This window comes from Neobacillus sp. BP17 (assembly GCF_059579525.1).
On sequence record NZ_CM184198.1, the window covers coordinates 802,135 to 819,408 of the forward strand.

At 37.1% G+C, this 17,274-nt stretch carries 15 protein-coding genes and 1 pseudogene; 8 read left to right on the forward strand and 8 right to left on the reverse strand.

The genetic code is table 11. The features are described 5' to 3' along the window. Positions 1–46: 46 nt before the first annotated feature. From AC4QJR_RS03815 to AC4QJR_RS03835, 5 genes are all read right to left on the reverse strand, one after another. Positions 47–1,531, reverse strand: a complete 1,485-nt coding sequence (locus tag AC4QJR_RS03815) for an aldehyde dehydrogenase (RefSeq protein ID WP_098575958.1) — start codon at positions 1,529–1,531, stop codon at positions 47–49. A 395-nt stretch (positions 1,532–1,926) separates the two neighbouring features. Next, the gene (locus AC4QJR_RS03820) at positions 1,927–2,733 is read right to left on the reverse strand and encodes an ABC transporter permease (protein ID WP_496525348.1); all 807 of its coding nucleotides are present in this window, start codon (positions 2,731–2,733) and stop codon (positions 1,927–1,929) included. Continuing rightward, positions 2,734–3,549: an ABC transporter ATP-binding protein gene (locus AC4QJR_RS03825; RefSeq protein ID WP_098575956.1), complete on the reverse strand. Its 816-nt coding sequence runs from the start codon at positions 3,547–3,549 to the stop codon at positions 2,734–2,736. A gap of 44 nt (positions 3,550–3,593) precedes the next feature. Next, a complete protein-coding gene (locus AC4QJR_RS03830; protein ID WP_496525349.1) occupies positions 3,594–4,619 on the reverse strand; it encodes an ABC transporter substrate-binding protein in 1,026 nt (341 codons plus the stop codon). Between the two features lie 423 nt (positions 4,620–5,042). Then, positions 5,043–5,795, reverse strand: a complete 753-nt coding sequence (locus tag AC4QJR_RS03835) for an IclR family transcriptional regulator (RefSeq protein WP_496525350.1) — start codon at positions 5,793–5,795, stop codon at positions 5,043–5,045. Between the two features lie 190 nt (positions 5,796–5,985). Here AC4QJR_RS03835 and AC4QJR_RS03840 point away from each other — a divergent pair, with 190 nt between their 5' ends. Together AC4QJR_RS03840 and AC4QJR_RS03845 are read left to right on the forward strand one after the other, a co-directional pair. Next, positions 5,986–6,978, forward strand: a complete 993-nt coding sequence (locus AC4QJR_RS03840; protein ID WP_496525351.1) for an ABC transporter substrate-binding protein — start codon at positions 5,986–5,988, stop codon at positions 6,976–6,978. Between the two features lie 17 nt (positions 6,979–6,995). Continuing rightward, the gene (locus tag AC4QJR_RS03845; protein WP_496525352.1) at positions 6,996–8,081 is read left to right on the forward strand and encodes a zinc-dependent alcohol dehydrogenase; all 1,086 of its coding nucleotides are present in this window, start codon (positions 6,996–6,998) and stop codon (positions 8,079–8,081) included. Positions 8,082–8,196: 115 nt separating this feature from the next. On the opposite strand, the pseudogene AC4QJR_RS03850 reads toward AC4QJR_RS03845, so the two are convergent. After that, positions 8,197–8,349: pseudogene (locus tag AC4QJR_RS03850) on the reverse strand (IS3 family transposase); the annotation flags it as partial. Between the two features lie 202 nt (positions 8,350–8,551). Continuing rightward, complete coding sequence (locus AC4QJR_RS03855; RefSeq protein ID WP_496525353.1) at positions 8,552–9,121, reverse strand: GNAT family N-acetyltransferase; 570 nt, start codon at positions 9,119–9,121, stop codon at positions 8,552–8,554. A 713-nt stretch (positions 9,122–9,834) separates the two neighbouring features. Between AC4QJR_RS03855 and AC4QJR_RS03860 the strand changes: the two genes are divergently transcribed. Then, the gene (locus AC4QJR_RS03860; protein WP_496525354.1) at positions 9,835–10,398 is read left to right on the forward strand and encodes a CBO0543 family protein; all 564 of its coding nucleotides are present in this window, start codon (positions 9,835–9,837) and stop codon (positions 10,396–10,398) included. Between the two features lie 101 nt (positions 10,399–10,499). Then, positions 10,500–11,144: a TerC family protein gene (locus AC4QJR_RS03865; protein ID WP_496525355.1), complete on the forward strand. Its 645-nt coding sequence runs from the start codon at positions 10,500–10,502 to the stop codon at positions 11,142–11,144. A 56-nt stretch (positions 11,145–11,200) separates the two neighbouring features. Here AC4QJR_RS03865 and AC4QJR_RS03870 read toward each other — a convergent pair whose 3' ends face one another. Beyond that, entirely contained in the window at positions 11,201–12,208 is a 1,008-nt protein-coding gene (locus AC4QJR_RS03870) for a DUF3231 family protein (RefSeq protein ID WP_496525356.1), read from the reverse strand. Between the two features lie 418 nt (positions 12,209–12,626). On the opposite strand from AC4QJR_RS03870, the gene AC4QJR_RS03875 reads away from it, so the two are divergent. The 4 genes from AC4QJR_RS03875 (at position 12,627) to AC4QJR_RS03890 (ending at position 17,058) form a co-directional block, all read left to right on the forward strand. Continuing rightward, on the forward strand, positions 12,627–13,844 hold the full coding sequence (locus AC4QJR_RS03875; protein ID WP_496525357.1) for an eIF2A family protein: 1,218 nt from the start codon (positions 12,627–12,629) through the stop codon (positions 13,842–13,844). A 346-nt stretch (positions 13,845–14,190) separates the two neighbouring features. Continuing rightward, positions 14,191–14,946, forward strand: a complete 756-nt coding sequence (locus tag AC4QJR_RS03880) for a DeoR/GlpR family DNA-binding transcription regulator (protein ID WP_496525358.1) — start codon at positions 14,191–14,193, stop codon at positions 14,944–14,946. Positions 14,947–15,073: 127 nt separating this feature from the next. Then, positions 15,074–15,829: a DeoR/GlpR family DNA-binding transcription regulator gene (locus AC4QJR_RS03885; protein WP_375374392.1), complete on the forward strand. Its 756-nt coding sequence runs from the start codon at positions 15,074–15,076 to the stop codon at positions 15,827–15,829. A gap of 365 nt (positions 15,830–16,194) precedes the next feature. Further along, a complete protein-coding gene (locus AC4QJR_RS03890) occupies positions 16,195–17,058 on the forward strand; it encodes a sugar phosphate isomerase/epimerase family protein (protein ID WP_496525359.1) in 864 nt (287 codons plus the stop codon). The last annotated feature ends 216 nt before the right edge of the window (positions 17,059–17,274 follow it).

The window sequence follows — 17,274 nt, forward strand, 5'->3', positions numbered from 1 at the left end:
TATTCTGCTCAAATCAACAATGACATCTGACACAGCCTAAAAAGAATTATAGTTTAACACAAATATTAGTTAGTTCAGTGTAGAATTCCCAGCTGTGAACTCCACCAACACGACCTATTCCACTATCCTTCGTTCCGCCGAATGGAGTTCTTAAATCACGTACAAACCAGCAGTTGATATAAGATAAACCTGATTCAATTTTTTGTGCTACACGGTGGGCACGACGGATATCGTTTGTCCAGATTGTGTTACTTAAGCCCATCCGAGTATCGTTTGCTGCCGCAATCACTTCTTCTTCAGAGTCGAATGGAATAACGGTAACAACTGGTCCAAAGATTTCTTCACGAACACATCGAGAGCTGTCATCTAAACCAGTAATAATAGTTGGTTCGATGAAATATCCTTTATCCAAACCTTCAGGACGCTTACCTCCTGTAACGAAAGTACCGCCTTCTTCTTCAGCAATTTTCAGGTAACTCATTACTTTATCATAGTGTACCTTAGCAACTAATGCGCCTTGATCGTTGGACAGATCAAATGGATCGCCAACTTTTAATTCTCTTGTTTTTGCTGCAAATTTTTCTACGAATTCGTCAAAAATTGGGCGTTCAACATAAATTCTTGAACCGCAAACGCAAACTTCCCCTTGGTTTGTGAAACTTGATCTAACAGTTGTTGCGACTACTTCATCAATATCCACATCTGCAAAGATGATGTTCGGGTTTTTACCTCCTAATTCGAAAGAGAGTTTTTTCAATGTTGGGGCAGCTTCCGCCATGATCCGAGCACCTGTACTTACTTGTCCGATAAAGCCAATACCTGCAATGTCAGGGTGTTTGTTGATTGCACTGCCCGCGCCAGGTCCAAAACCGTGAACCAAGTTTACAACTCCGTCTGGCACGCCAGCTTCTTTAAGAATTTCCATTAATTTTGTTGCTGTCATTGGAGTTAATTCAGATGGTTTAATAACGACTGTACAGCCTGCAGCTAAAGCTGGAGCTAATTTCCAAGTTAATAAGAATAATGGAAGGTTCCATGGCTGGATTAATCCAACTACTCCGATGGGGCGGCGGTAACCATAGTTAAGTGCATGATGAACTTCATCCTGGTATGCCTCTGTCCCGACGGAAAGCATATAGTCAGCAAAGAAATGGAAGTTTGCTGCTGCACGAGGAGCATCAACGTGACGTGAGAATTTAAGATGTTTACCAGTATCTAATGATTCTAATTGAGCGATTTCTTCTTGTCTTGCTTCAAGAATATCCCCAACTTTGCGGATAATTTTTGAACGCGCTTGAACACTCATTTTTCCCCAAGGTCCTTCTTCAAAAGCACGTTTAGCAGCTTTAACAGCTAAATCAATATCTGCAGCGCTTCCTTCTGCAACTGTACCGTAAACTTCTTCGGTAACAGGGTTCACGTTTTTAAATGTTTTTCCATCTACAGATTCAACAAATTTCCCGTCAATATAATTTAAACAATCAAATGGTTTTACAATAGGTTCTACTACCGTTTTCGTTTCGACTTGCATCGTTAAAAAACCCTCCTTTGAAATGGCAATCTTTAATATTTTCTAATATCATTTTATCGACTAATTGTTCCGCATACAACTATGTTGTTGCTATATACGCAACAGATTTCACTTTTTTTAAAATTTTCCACTATTTTAAATAATATAACAAACACACAAAAAAAAACCTCGGGATTACATTCTTTAAAATAGAAGAAACTCGTCAAAAAAGGTGAATCTACGGGAGAGCAGGACATCATTTATATTAAATCAAAATCAAAAGATAAAACCTAAATAATCCTTTAGTAACTCTTAACTCCATCCAATAATAAGGAGAAGGAAGGGAAAAACTCACCGATTTCGGTGAGTTTTTCCGTTTTTAACCTTAAAACAGCTCAAACTATAATTTTTTCTCCCTATAAATTCCGCCAAGGAGCAATTTTCTTTTCAAATATCTTTAAAAGCTCTGTTAGTAAAACAGCTACTACCATTAATACTGCCACATAGGCTAAATATTGGGCAGTTTGGAACAGCTCTGATGCATGCCTGATCGCATACCCAATTCCCTTATTACCTGCGAGCATTTCTGCAACAACTACTGCAATTAATGCTCGCCCAAGTGCTAAGCGGATTCCAGTAATAATAAATGGGAAGGCTGAAGGCAAAATAACCTCTTTAAACATTTGTCCTTTGCTTGCCCCATAGGAGCGGGCAGCCTTAATTAAAGACGGGTCCGTCATTTTGACACCTGACATTGTGTTAATCAAAATTGGGAAAATGGATAGGGCAAACACCATCATAACCTTGGAAAGGGTATCTAAACCGAACCATAACACAAATAATGGTGTCAATGCGATCATTGGTGTTGTATAGAGTGCTGTTACAAAGGGATCAAAAGCTAATTCAAGATTTTTCCAATATCCCATTGCTAATCCGATTGGAATCCCGATTAACGCCATAGCAAATCCAATGCCAACCTCCATCCCGCTGACAGCAAGATGTGTAAAAACCTCTGCAGAGACGAAAAAGACAATGGCTTCGGTGAAAATTTTGCTTGGCCAGCTAAACATAAACGGATCTATGAGATTTAAGCGACCGCATGACTCCCAAATAATTAAAATAATGAGCAGTGTCACAGAAGGATAGAGGACACCTTTAGGTATCTTCCATGTACTCTTTTTCAAAGTAGATGGGAGACTTTTAGTAACTCCTACTTCTTGCATTTATGCTTCCCCCTTCTTATATTGCCTTCTTACTTCCCCTTTTAGATGATCCCAAATCGACTGCTTATATTCCTGGTATTCGGGTAACACCTTCGTTTCAAGCGTTCTAGGATAAGGGATATCTATTTTAATTTCATCCACTATTTGTCCGGGCCGCACGGACATTAAGATAATTCTGCTGGAGAGAAAAACCGCTTCATCAATCGAGTGGGTGATGAAAATGACCGTTTTCTTCTCATTTAACATGATTTTCAAGACTTCTTCCTGCATGATTTCCCGTGTTTGTTCATCTATCGCAGAGAATGGCTCGTCCATCAGTAAAACCTTTGGCTCTACTGCAAAACCACGGGCGATTCCAACCCTTTGTTTCATTCCTCCGGATAGCTGATGAGGGTATTTATGTTCAAAACCTTCCAAGCCAACCATTTTGATATAATGCAAGACTTTATCACGAATCTCCTTGTTTTTCTTTCCTGCCATCCGTAATCCAAAAGCAACATTATCATAGACTGTTTGCCATGGCATTAAGGCAAAATCCTGGAATACCATTGCTCTATTTTCATCAGGTCCATGAACTTCTGATCCATTTATCAAAATAGTACCAGAGGTAGGCTTAAGCAGCCCATCTAATGTGTGAAGAAGGGTACTTTTTCCACATCCGCTCGGTCCAATGATCGAAATAAATTCTCCCTCATGTATTTCTCCGGACACATCTTTTAATGCATGTACTTGATTCGGCTGACCTTCATTATAAATAACGTTCAGATTATCAAATTTTAAAATAGGGGTCTTTGTTTTTACGAATGTTTTAGTCATGGCGATCACCTCTTTAGATAGATTTTACTTAAGAATGTACTTGTTTAATCTCCAATATAAGAATCATCATATAATTGCTCGATTGTTATATCACCTGTTAACATCCCGGCTTCTTTCGCCGTTTTAACAGCCCATTCAAGCCCGTCAATGTTAGCTTTACCTTTATCTGCTAAAGCAGGCAACACGAAATCAACCGATTTTTCAGCGTCTCCCTTACTCATTTCTAATTTTTCCATTATGATTTGAACCATTTCCTCTTTATTTTCTGGCTTTTTTGCATACTCGGTTGCTTCAGCAATAGCAGCCATAAAGCCTTTTGCTGCTTCCGGATTGTTCTTTAAAAACTCGCCATTGGCAATTAACATGTTGTGATTATACGTTTTCAGGTCATCCCTCATAAGAGATAATTTATGCATTCCGGCAGCTTCTGCTTTTAAATCTGTTGGCTGACTTAGAATGGTTAACTTCGCTTGACCGGTTACTAATGCTTGAAGACGAGTTGAGTTTTCACCGGCTTCTACAATACGGACATCCTTATCTGGCACCAATCCATTGTGCTGTAACCACCAGCGGAGCTGAATGTCTGTGCCATTTCCTGTCCGATTCGTTGCCACAGCTTGTCCTTTAAGATCTTCCGGTTTTTTGATATCTGATGTTGCGTAAATACTATACATGGATTGATCGTCAAATGTCCCAATTACCTTGATATTCGCGCCAGATGCGATGCCATTTATGACTGATTCTGGAAGACTGGAAATAATCTGAAACTCATTTGTCTGAAGTCCTCTAAGCGCAATGACTCCGCCCTGTACCTTTGTAATAGAAACTTCAAGATTGTTCTTCTCAAACAGCTTATTCTTTTCAGCAACGAATACTGGCAGATAGCTAGCATTATAGGAAGGAAATGCCATGCTAATGCTCGTTTTTCCATCTTTACTTGTACCGTCTCCAGCTTTTACATTTGATTGAGTATTCTCCGTTTTTCCACAAGCACTAAGTATCAAAGCTAGTATCAAGATTGGTACGACGAATAGTTTTGGTGAAAATCCATTTACTGATTTTTTCATCATTTAGCCCCCCTAGATTTGTTTTATTAGTACAAGAAATAATATTTACAGTTTTATTGAACGATTCCTTCTAACACTTATCTCCTCCTCATCAAGGAAACGCTTTCACTCCGGATGAAAAAAATTCGGAATGTCTACGTTATCTTTTAAATAATATTCTAAATATTACATTAAATATATTCTCATAAAAAAATAAGCATGTAATTTGCTATGTTCTCGTATATGGAACGAGCCTAAAAAAATTTTCACTATTGTTAACTTGTAAATATTAATAATGAACGTTTTTCATCAATTTACTCCTACACATTTTACTAAAATAAAAATGAAAACTTGCAATTAACCCTATATAAAAAGAAAGAATGATTAGTTAGACTAATCATTTCTCGAAAATTAAGTATGTAATTATTTCTATCATTCTATTATTAATTAATAGTAGTCCATTCCCATTCGTTCTGTAATCAGGCTGCTGCAATGTCTGAGTTCACGCACGTATTGCTCGATCTGATTTAAATAAAAAAATGATCTAGAACCGGTAATGCTTATCGCGCCTACCACTTTTCCTAAGTCATTTTTTACAGGTACTGCTACAGAGGAGATTCCATTCCTCAACTCTTCCATTGTTAAAGCAAAATCTTTCTTTCTAATTTCGTTTAAATTTTCTCTCAATTCGTTTGCAGAAACAATTGTTTTATTTGTATATTGAGTCAAACCATCTTCAATTACCCTTTCAACTTCTTTGTCATTTTGGTGAGCTAACAGCATTTTACCAATTGCAGTGCAGTGTGTAGGAATCCGGTCACCGATCTTCGATTTCGTTCCATTATCCCCATCGGGACTTCGCTTAACAAGGTATACCACTCCACCATTATCATATACACCAAGCCGTACAACGCGGTTAATAGACTTTGCTAGCTTTTCAAGGATAGTGACTGAAACTCTGCGTAGTTCCATTGAATGATAGACGGTGAAGCCGAGCTCGAATGCAGCGATACCTAATTGATATTTTTGGGTTTCCTGATTTTTTTCGACTAAATTTGATTCATTTAATGTTTTCATAAGCCGGAAAACTGTACTCTTTGCCAGCCCTAATCGAATACTCAATTCAGTTATTCCTAATTCCGTCTCTGTCTTCGAAAACGTCTGTAAAATTCTGATTGCATTATGTACTGAAGACAACATTTTTCGTCCCTCACTTTTTATTTTCATAATATTTTTATTATTATTATTTTAACGATAAATAACTATTTTTTCAAATAATTCCGCAAACAGTGTGCCGTATAAAGGGACAGCCTGTTTCCAACACATGCATCCATAAGGCATTATGAAAGATATAATTTTTTATAAAGTAATTGAGAGAGGAAGTTGCTATATGTCTAAACTATCATTAAGCTTTGCCTGCTGGGATTACGATCGGATCCATGCTCTAACTAATGGTTCCGTTCAAGTAGAAGGAATTGATCTTAATTGGCTGAATATGCCGGTTGAGGAAACCTTTTGGAGAATGATGCGTCACCAAGAATTTGATGTAGCAGAATTATCCTTATCATCTTATTTAGTTGCTAAGGATCGCGGTTATCCTAATTTCACGGCGATTCCCGTTTTTATGTCCCGATTCTTCCGCCATTCCGGCATTTATATCAATAAGAATTCTGGTATAAAAAAACCGGAAGATCTAAAAGGAAAACGAGTTGGGATTCCAGAATATCAGTTAACCGCCTGCCTTTGGATTCGTGGTATACTCCAACATGATTACGGAGTTCATCCAGCCGACATGAATTGGTATATTGGAGGACAAGAAACAGCAGGCCGAATCGAGAAGATTAAGCTTGACCTACCTTGGAATATTAACATCAGGCAAATCGATGATAACCAAACTTTAAATCAAATGCTCGAATCTGGAGAAATAGATGCTTTTATCGCACCACGTGCACCGTCTTGTTTTCTTGAAGGGTCGCCAAATGTTCAGCGTCTTTTTCCTGATTATCCAGCTGTTGAAAAGGAATATTACAAGCGTACCGGGATTTTTCCTATTATGCATGTAGTAGCGATAAAAGATGAAATTTTAGCAGAACATCCATGGGTTGCTCAAAATTTATACAAGGCTTTTGAGCAGGCAAAACAAAAGGTATATGAGGGTTTCAAGCAAACGGCCGCATTAAAAGTAACACTTCCATGGTTCACTTCCGAATGGGAGAATACGAGAGAATTAATGGGAGAGGATTTCTGGCCATACGGATTAGAAAATAACCGCAAGACCTTAGAAGCGGCTGTAGCCTATTCCTATGAACAGGGAATGATCAAGAACCAATTAAAGATAGAAGATTTGTTTGCCAAATCTACTTTAGAAAAATACACATTATAACAAAAGGAGGCAAACAAATGGCTAAAAAAGTTTTAGCAGCGGTAGCAGTAGGTCAAAAGGAAACAGCTCTTCATGAATTTGATATACCGGATATCTCAGCTGAGGAAGGAATACTCCGCATCGAAATTGTGGGAATCTGTGGAACCGATGTTTCTTATTACAGTCACTTTCAGGAGCCTAAAATTTTAGGTCATCATGTTGTGGGCTATATTGAAAAAATCGGTGAACTTGCTGCTAAGAAATGGGGAGTAAAAGAGGGCGATCGCGTTGCGATGGAGGAGTACATTCCATGCGGTCAGTGCAAAGCCTGCCGGACTGGCTCCTACCGTTCATGTACCTTTACCGACCCGCGTTCGGGAGGAATCCGCTATGGAACTGTTCCCGTTTCGAAGAAGCCTTCTTTATGGGGAGGATTCTGCCAATATATGTATCTCCATCCCAATTCCGTGCTACATAAAATGGCGGACCATGTACCTGCTGTAGAAGCAGCACTGACGTTACCGCTAGCTAACGGATTTGAATGGATGAGTATGGAGGGAAAAGTGAGAACAGGTCAGGTAGTTGCCATTTACGGACCAGGGCAGCAGGGATTAGCCTGCGGGCTGGCGGCTAAGGCTGCAGGAGCAACTGTGATTATGATTGGGCGAAGCTCCAGCCTGCACCGCTTAACATTAGCCCGCGAATTAGGAATGGATTACATTATTAATACGACTACAGATGATTTATATTCTAGTATTGTACAAATAACGGACGGCCAGATGGCAGATGTTGTGCTGGATGTAACATCCGGCGGGGCAGCTCCAATAACAAACTCTATTCAAATTGCAAAAAAAGGTGGAACTGTACTGCTTGGAGCCTACAAATATCAAGCTATTCCGGAAGTGGATATCGATACAGTTATCAAAAAAACCCTGACCCTGAAAGGTGTAAGAGGCCATAGCTATGAATCTGTTCAAATGGCTACTGAGCTCATCTCAGCAGGGAAGTTTCCGCTCAGCAAACTAAATTCCCATAATTATGGGTTAGATCAGGTGGACTTAGCCTTAAAAACTGCCGGGGGCGAAGGAGAGCCAGCACCTTTATTGGTTACTGTCACACCATAAATGAAACACGGAATCGGTTCTTACAGGGGGCAATCGGAAGTCTTGCACGCAAAAAGGCACAACTAGTGGATTTTTAGCTAGTTGTGCCTTTGATCTTTCTTTTGAAGTGATCTCCTTAAATTAGACACAATATTTCGTTGAGCAGCTTGTTGGGCATGAGCTGGTATTGAACTGGACTCATGCCTTTTAATTTTGCCTTGATTCGTTTGTTATTATAGTATTTTATATACTTTTCTAGTTCTTGCTTAAAGTGTTCCACACTATTAAAATTGTTAGATTGAATCATCTGAATAAAAATCTTTAGTTGCCGAACGAGTAAAGTATGTACCAAAAAGATTTTAATGCCCTATTCTCCTTTTTCCTACTGAGACCGAACAATCAATGTAAAAATTTTGAGTTAATTGAATTTAATTACTATCGTACAAGTCCAGTGGGTCAGGCACCACTTTAAAAACTAATCAAACGATTGTTTAAGGAGTTGATTGAAGTTCTTCTTTTAATATAGAGTACATTTTTAAATCTCGATGTTTCCCTTTTATGAAGATTCCTTTCCTTAGAATCCCCTCGAAGCTCATTCCCATTTTCTCCATTACTCTTTGAGAACCAAGGTTTTCTACAAAACATCTGGCTTGAATACGCACTAAATCCATTTTTTCAAAACCGAATTTTACTACTTCCTTTGCTGCTTCCGTAGTTAAGCCTTTTCCCCAATAGTCTTGAGAAAGAACATATCCGATTTCAGCAATTTTGTGATGTGTTTGCCACCACACAAAATCGATCGTTCCGATTAATTTTCTATTTTCCCTATATTCGATACCCCACGGTGCCACCTGTTTGTTTTCATATTTGTTCAAGACAAACTCAATAAAATCTTTAGTATCTGATAATGTGTTGTGAGTATTCCAAGTAACATACCTTGATACCTTTTCACTAGATCCGTATAAATACATATCTGCAACATCTTCTAAAGTAACTTTTCTTAGGATAAGACGTTCAGTTTCTAAGATTGGTAGATCACCATATATTTTTTCAATCTCCATGAAAATCCCCTCCACAATGGACTTCTCAATGAACACTACTTCAATAAAGGTTAGTCCAACAAATTTAAAATAATGCCTTTTTTACTGCCCAAAATGTATCCCTATCTATTCTTTTTTTGTACCGTACTTTCTGTACACGATTGTTTTCATTTTTTCTCCTCCAATTTGTTATAGGTTATCACCCGAAGTTCCTCAACTAAGTGAGGTGGAAAAACCGATTCCTAAAGATAATGGAATATTGGTAAAAGTAAAAGCGACAACCGTGACAGTTGCAGATATTTGGTCTCGGAGTTCCTCCCGCTTTTTGCCGCATCTCTGACGAGTTTTGGCGCTTATGCCGAATATAAGTGTCTGCCGGAAGATAATGAAAATTATTTCCTTTTCCCATTACAACAGTGTCAATTCTTTCAAGGAGTGAATTGTAGCCTGAATCACCTTCTACTTCTGTTAACTCTAACCATACTAATGTACCATCCTCATTTTATTAGCTCATTTTTGTCAATTTCCCTTAAAAGGTTTAAGTCCTAAGAAATGCATATCTATTTCTATGTCAGTAAAAAATACGGAAGAGGTGAGAACAAATGGAAATTGATAAGTTATTTTTAATGAACTTTTTAATTTTAGGTTATGAAAATTCTTTAAAAGGCTAAGTGAATAAAAGATTGTTTAAGAGAAAAAATGTAATAACTATGTTTTAAGGAGATGTAATATGAATGGCATTTGAGGAAGGGCTCGCTCAATCAGAAAAAGCTTACAACCAGCTCACTGAGGTTTGTTCTTTATTTGCTAAAACATTGAAAGAAGATTTTCTCTCAACATGGCAATGGTGGTTTGGAGTGGCCCTATTTATTATTCCATGGATTGTTTGGATTATATTTAGGAAAAAAGATAGCACAGGACGCCTTCTTTTAGCAGGCTTAATGACCATTATATTGTCACTTACAATAGATCTTGCTGCCTTATCTCTAGGGTTGTGGTCTTATCCAATGGTAATCATTCCACTAGCCCCCTTTCTGTTTTTACCTTATCACTTCTCTTTAGCACCAGTTGGGATCATGCTTGCTCTACAAATAAAGCCAAAAATGAATCCCTTGTTAAAAGGAGTCGTATTCGCTGCAATTAGTGCTTTTGGAGGAATGAATTTCTTTGATGCAATCGACTTTTATAACCCTAAAAATTGGTCCACTTTATATGATTTTATTATTTTTTTAACTCTTTACTATGTCGCTTATACAGTTACAAAGATGGAGAGCTATACTCAATTAGATAAGAGATAAAATATTCTATTATCGACATTAGGAGTTCTATTCTTTATATCAAATGAATATAATGACAAAGTTAAACTTGTCCAGAGGTGAATATTTTGGAGATTTTTGGTTTGTCATTTGCAGTATTATTGAAAGTTATAGTAATCAATATTGTATTAAGTGGAGATAATGCAGTTGTGATTGCAATGGCGTCACGAAATGTTCCAAAGAAACAGCAAAAGAAAGCCATCTTTTGGGGAACCTTTGGAGCGATTATTTTACGGTTACTATTTGCAGTAGTCATTGTTAACCTGCTTGACGTACCGTTCGTTACCTTTATTGGCGGCCTTCTGCTCGTGTATATTGCCATTAAGTTATTAATTGGTGAGGAGGAGGAACATCTGAAAGAGGGCGGGTCAAGTTTATTTTCCGCTGTCAAAACAATTATCATTGCAGATGCTGTCATGTCTCTTGATAATGTCCTAGCTATTGCGGGGGCAGTTGGTGGGAATTTGGGCGGTATTGTGATCGGTGTGATTGTAAGTGTTCCAATTGTTGTCTTTGGAAGCCAGTTAATTTTAATAGCAATGGAGAAGTACCCGATTATCTCCTATGCAGGTTCAGGAATCTTATCTTGGACTGCAGGAGAAATGATTGTCGAGGAACCCGAATTTGTATCATTTCTCACTCGTGATTTACAGTTATTGATTCCTACAGCAATTACAGTCTTTGTTATTGGTTTTGGGTATTTACTAGCAAGGAAAAGACTAGTATAGAAGTGAAAAGGGCGATGCAAGAATTTGCAACGCTCTTTATTTGAATTGGCAAAACTTCATGAGTTATTTATGATTTGATTTCTGTCTTCTGATTGAGGTGGTTCCTCAAACCATCTATGCTTGATCATAATTTCAATCCCTTCTTGACCATAAAAATAGATATCTTTGGCTAGGAGGGCTAATTTTAAGGAGATATCATTTCTTAATGTAAAAAATGTACCAAAGCTATTTCCTACGATGCAAAATCCATTTAGAAAGGTGATACAATGCATCATTAGTTTGTCTGAAAATGGGGCAATGGTTGACGTTGTTACCGTACCCCCTGAATGGGCCGAAAACGGTATATCATTTTCCAAAAGAATTCCTTGGAATATTTTAACTTGTTTTTTTGCAAGTTCTTTCCCTTTTTCAAAATATTTTCTAACTTCTTTGCTCTGCGCGCATTGAGCAAATCCTGTAATAAGCTGCACCCCAATGTTATTAGTCTCTATTCCATGATGGAGTACACCAAGTTCAATGTCGTTTAATGCCCGTTTAGAATTAAATGGGTGAAAGCCGTTCATATAATCCTTACTCTTAATAAATTCTGTTGTTTTTGGCATTGTCACCTTTGGTGGAAGGGTCAAGATTCCTTTTTCCAGTAAATATAGGGTGGCTAACTTATAAATTTTGTGGGTAACAGTGGTAAGTCCTTCATAAATCTTTATTACATCATCGTTATATGCCATATTCATGTTAATGGTGTACATACCCATGCTTACTTCTTTTAATACTCGTAAAAACATCACGTCAAATCCATTGTCAAATAATTTGGGCGCTTCTAAATTAACATCTTCTTTCCTAAAACCAATCGGAATAACGACCCCTTGCTGGATAAATATTTTCTCAATTTCTATAACATAGTAATTTAACTCCTGCCATAAGCCCCCTAAAATATTCCTGGCTTCCTCGTCATCCGCTTTTTTCATGAAATATTCTAAAACTCTCATAATAAGAGTTTTTTCTTGGTATGTAAGCCAAAGGGTTCCTACCTCTGAAGAGCTTATCGGATTTGTTAAAATCAAAAGGATCCCACCTTCTTTAAATATAAATAAATTATTCCCGAGGCAGTGGGTAATCATTCGAAAATCAGTTTTTTTAAACTAAAACGTCTTTTCCTTAATCGAGTAACCAGCGAAAGTAAGCGGAGATTTTCCGGTTATATGCAGAATGGGGCTTGTTTTGGGGGAAATAAGGGGAGATTTTCCGCTTATGCAAAGAAAAATCTTCCATTTTCATGTTTTTCGAGTCAATAGGCGGAATTTCTCCGTCTATTTGAGCCCTTTTTAATGATAATTAAGAATTAAGCGGAATTTCTCCGGTTATTTATCAGATCGGGTACTTAAAATTGGAAGATATCCTCCAAATTGGACCATTTCACGATTGTTAGTTAGGAGCATCCCAAGTTCCTATCAGGGCACAATATAAACAGGAGGGATACTCTTGGGATTTCGGATTGTATTATTAATAATTTTATTCAGTCTTAATTTTTCGTTGGTTGTCAGTGCAGAAACTCCGCTCACTGCTGCTTTTATCCGTGACCATCAGCTCTGGATCAAAAAGGGAGAACAAGAAATACAAATCACTAAAAATCGATATGTGTATTCTCAGAAATGGTCATATGATGGTAGGTTTATTGGTTTTATTGATGGGGATGAAAAGGGTGAAAAATCTAATCTATTTATTTATGATACAAAGGAAAGGGAAACCTACCAGCCTTACGTAAGGGTCGAAACATCTGACTTTAAATGGTCTCCAACCAAAAATCAATTAGCCTACAATGATCAAGGCATTTTGAACATTACGAAAACAAAGAATGGCCGTCCGGAAGGTTTTGAAAATGTCTCACTTGGGGTTAGCGGTTTTGAATGGTTTCCGAATGGGAAGGAATTTATCGTTGCCTCACAATCTAAGTTACGTCCAACGGGATGGGGGCCCATTCCGCTTTATCGAATACCAGTAGATGCCAATCTCGCGAAAGAAAAAATGAGGCATTTTTATACCATAAAAACAAAAGAACCTGAGCTGTTTGCGATTGATGCTGATTATTTTAAGTGGAGTGCGGACGGGAAGTGGGTTAGCTTTTTAGCAACTCCAACCGCCTCTTGGTCGATGGATAGCAATACTTTATGTGTTTTAACCTCCAAAGGAGAACACTTTCAAGCGGTAGGTAAAATGTTAGGTTTCAAAAACTGGTTCAAGTGGGCTCCATCAGCCAACCAACTAGCCTATATTTCAGGAGAAGGAAGATTTTTTGTTGAAAATAAGAAAACGACGATTGCTGATATGCCAACTTACAAGCCGCAAAAGGAATACACACCTAAAGGTTTTGTAGACCTTGATTTGGAATGGTTCTCACCGGAAAAGGTGATTGTCGCTCGCGCAAAAGAGAACAAGGTGTGGAAAGAAGGGCCCGTTCCAACGATGTTCACCACACTGTATGAGATTAATATTAAAACAAAAGAACAAAAGCAAATCTCATTTCCAAACAATAATGAACTTGATGAAGTACCTCAAGTTGTTGGTACCTATCTTACTTGGGTTCGCAAGCCGGGAGTTGGATCTAAAGGTGATGTCTGGGTGAAGGACGGTTTAAATTGTAAAGAGTATATATGGCTGAAGAATGTTGATGAAGCGCCAATCTTTTTTACTCCGAATTGAAGGCCATTGTTGCTGTTATGCATTCCGCTGAACCGGATGCTGCACGATTCATGTTACAATCCATCGTTATAGAGCCCGTAGTGAAATATTACAAATTATCCGGTCTAATACTTAATAAGTGAACCAAAAGAAATTCCCCTTTTTTATTATGAAGGGGAATTTTTGATTTTTAGGTAGATTAACAAAATGGGAAAATATACCTGAACGATTAAATTCCGATTTGTAGAATAACAAACTTTCTTGGAAAAATTAATAAAGTATTGGTTAAGTATTGGTGATGTTTGTGTTATATTATATAATAAATGGATATATGGGTATTATTAAGCCAGAACTAGGGTGAACTAAAATGATGAAAGAGAAGCGTATCAAAAAAATTCAGGAATATGTTATTGAACATCAATCAGTGTCATTAGACGAACTGATTACAGTTTTTGAGGTTTCTAAAAATACCATTAGACGAGATATTCAAGAATTAGTTGACCGTGGAGAACTGAAGAAAGTTTATGGCGGGGTTACTACCGTTCGTAAAAGACTTGAATCCTTTCAAGATAGAAAGATACGTAACAAAGGGCAAAAAGAATCAATTGTGAAAAGAGCCTCAAGTTATGTGGAAGATGGCGATATTATTTTCATTGATTCAGGAACCACGACAATCGGATTGTTTGAATTTTTAAAGGAAAGACAGCTGACCATATTTACGAATAGTATTGATTTTATTCTTCGTGCCATTCCATTTGAACATTTGAATGTCATCTCAATCGGAGGAATGCTTGATCCTAAAACCAATTCGTTTAGTAACCCACGAAGTTTGGACTTACTAAAAGATTACAATATTAAGAAAGCGTTTATGGCATCTACTGGTATCTCATTAGCAAACGGTGTAACGAATGCATCTCCTCTAGAAAGTGAATTGAAAAAGACAATTGTTGACAGAAGTTCCGAGGTTTATTTATTGGTAGACCATGACAAGTTTGATAAATATGGATTAATGACCTATTGCAGTTTAGCTGAGATCGATTATCTAGTAACCGATAAGCTCCCAAGTAATTCCTATCAGGAATACGCTAGGAATAATGCCATACAACTAATCATAGCCAATTAAAAAACCCAATAAATGACTTTACATTTTTTAAAAATATAACCAAGGTTTTGGTTAGTTGTTGGTAATATATATGTTATAATTGTAAACGATAACAATTTATGATGCAGAAAACTAGGGTGAAACGGATATGATTAAAGAGAAACGTTTAAAAAAGATTCAAGAATATGTTAATGAGCATCAATCAGCGTCATTAGACGAATTAGTTACAGTTTTTAATGTATCTAAAAATACGATAAGACGCGATGTCCAAGAATTGGTGGACCGCGGGGAACTTAAAAAAGTTTATGGCGGGGTATCCGTCGTTCAAAGTAAGCTCGAATCTTTCCAAGTAAGACAAGTGCGTAACCAGGATCGGAAAGAATTAATTGCAAAAAAGGCAGCAAGTTACGTGGAAGATGGGGATTTTATTTTTATTGATTCAGGCACGACTACAATTGAAATGCTTGAATATTTAAAGGACAAACAAGTGACTGTTTTTACAAATAACATTGATTTTATTGTTGATTCACTTCCATATGAAAAAATAAATGTTATCACAATCGGTGGTATGCTTGAACGTAAAACCAAATCATTTGTAAACCCGCGAAATATGGATTTGCTAAAAGATTATAATATTAAGAAAGCCTTTATGGCTTCCACGGGGATTTCCTTAACAAATGGTGTAACCAACGCATCCCCCCTAGAGAGTGAATTGAAAAAGATCGTTGTGAATAGAAGTGCAGAGGTCTATTTATTGGTAGACCAGGATAAATTTGATAAATATGGTTTAATGACCTATTGCGGTTTTGATGAAATTGACTATATTGTTACCGACGCGCTTCCGAATGAAACCTATCAAGAATATGCTAAGAAAAATGGCATACAACTTGTTATGGCTGACTAGTGGAATCTTTCAAAATCCCCTTCAATTGTGGCTAACGCCACGAAAGAAGGGGATTTTTTGTAAATATTTATGGCTCTCACATATTCTCATAAAAAAATAATAAAAAAATATTGATTGTAGGTACGTTTCGTATTAATATGTACATATAGATAACCAAGAGTTACCCAACATATAATAAAAACTTTGGGTATATGAAGGTTATCAATCATGAAATCGATTTGGGATTTATATGCGGCTAAAAAATATTTTGGAATGAGTAGAGAATTACATTACATATTAAGAGTAATAAAGAGTATTTACTTTTTAATAGTAATACAAAACATAATTGACATGTTGTTGCTTACAAAAGAAAGGGGAAAATGAGAATGCGTTTAGCTTACGATCCGTCACATTATCGTGACAACACAAATTTAAAAGATACTATCGATGCAGTTGCCAGATTAGGGTATGAATGGGTGGAGTTATCTCCGCGTAAAGATTTTATTTGGTTTAATCAATATCCAAAGGTTGATAAGCAGCTGATAAAAGATTTAAAAAGATATTGTTCAGATGCCGGCGTTCAAATCTCTTCCGTGCTTCCTGTTCAGCAATGGTCTTCGCCAAACGAAGAAGTACGCCAGGCTGCAGTAAGGAATTGGAAACGTTGTATTGAAATCACTTCTGAATTAGGAGTTGATTTAATGAACAGCGAATTTGCCGGTGACAAAAGCCGTCCAGTTGAAAGTGAAGCTGCTTTTGTAAAATCAATGGACGAGTTAATGCCGATCTTTGAACAAGAAGGTATTAAACTAAATTTACAATCTCATCCCCATGATTTTATTGAGTTGAACACGGAGGCAATTCAAATGATTCGTGCACTTGATAAAGATTGGATTAAGTTGGTATATTCAGTAGCACATGCTTTCTTTTATGATGATGGTATTGGTGATGTAGCCAAACACTTAGATGAAGCAGGAGATTTACTCGCACATGTCCTAATTGCTGATACGCTTAATCATAAAGCGGCATTTGGATTACGTTATATCATTAATCCGCCTGATGCAAACGTAACCATCCATCAACATTTGAATCCTGGCCAAGGGGAAGTAAACTTCGATGCATTATATCGGAAATTAAGAGAAATGAAATTTGATGGAATTGTAACAAATTCAGTATTCGCGTTTCCTGATAAACCAGAGTGGTCCAATGAAGTTACGTTGAAATCCATTAAAGAGGGATTATATATTTAATCGTGTGTAGAAACTCTTTTCTGGGTCGGAAAATCTCATAAATTAAAGCCTTTCCTCAGTGTTTGATGAGGAAAGGCTTTTTTAGATTCTATCTCTTTTAGTAAATTCCTAAAGCTTGTCAATGAATTCTCGTAGTTCCAAAAACTTTACATCCAAATGGAAGAATAAGTATTGACGGCAGCCTGAATAAATACTATGATATAATCATAACTTAAC

Bases quoted from the DNA above. Each gene is read 5' to 3' on its own strand.
- AC4QJR_RS03815 (WP_098575958.1), bottom strand. From the start codon at position 1,531: ATGCAAGTCGAAACGAAAACGGTAGTAGAACCTATTGTAAAACCATTT.
- AC4QJR_RS03820 (WP_496525348.1), bottom strand. From the start codon at position 2,733: ATGCAAGAAGTAGGAGTTACTAAAAGTCTCCCATCTACTTTGAAAAAG.
- AC4QJR_RS03825 (WP_098575956.1), bottom strand. From the start codon at position 3,549: ATGACTAAAACATTCGTAAAAACAAAGACCCCTATTTTAAAATTTGAT.
- AC4QJR_RS03830 (WP_496525349.1), bottom strand. From the start codon at position 4,619: ATGATGAAAAAATCAGTAAATGGATTTTCACCAAAACTATTCGTCGTA.
- AC4QJR_RS03835 (WP_496525350.1), bottom strand. From the start codon at position 5,795: ATGTTGTCTTCAGTACATAATGCAATCAGAATTTTACAGACGTTTTCG.
- AC4QJR_RS03840 (WP_496525351.1), top strand. From the start codon at position 5,986: ATGTCTAAACTATCATTAAGCTTTGCCTGCTGGGATTACGATCGGATC.
- AC4QJR_RS03845 (WP_496525352.1), top strand. From the start codon at position 6,996: ATGGCTAAAAAAGTTTTAGCAGCGGTAGCAGTAGGTCAAAAGGAAACA.
- AC4QJR_RS03855 (WP_496525353.1), bottom strand. From the start codon at position 9,121: ATGGAGATTGAAAAAATATATGGTGATCTACCAATCTTAGAAACTGAA.
- AC4QJR_RS03860 (WP_496525354.1), top strand. From the start codon at position 9,835: ATGGCATTTGAGGAAGGGCTCGCTCAATCAGAAAAAGCTTACAACCAG.
- AC4QJR_RS03880 (WP_496525358.1), top strand. From the start codon at position 14,191: ATGATGAAAGAGAAGCGTATCAAAAAAATTCAGGAATATGTTATTGAA.
- AC4QJR_RS03885 (WP_375374392.1), top strand. From the start codon at position 15,074: ATGATTAAAGAGAAACGTTTAAAAAAGATTCAAGAATATGTTAATGAG.
- AC4QJR_RS03890 (WP_496525359.1), top strand. From the start codon at position 16,195: ATGCGTTTAGCTTACGATCCGTCACATTATCGTGACAACACAAATTTA.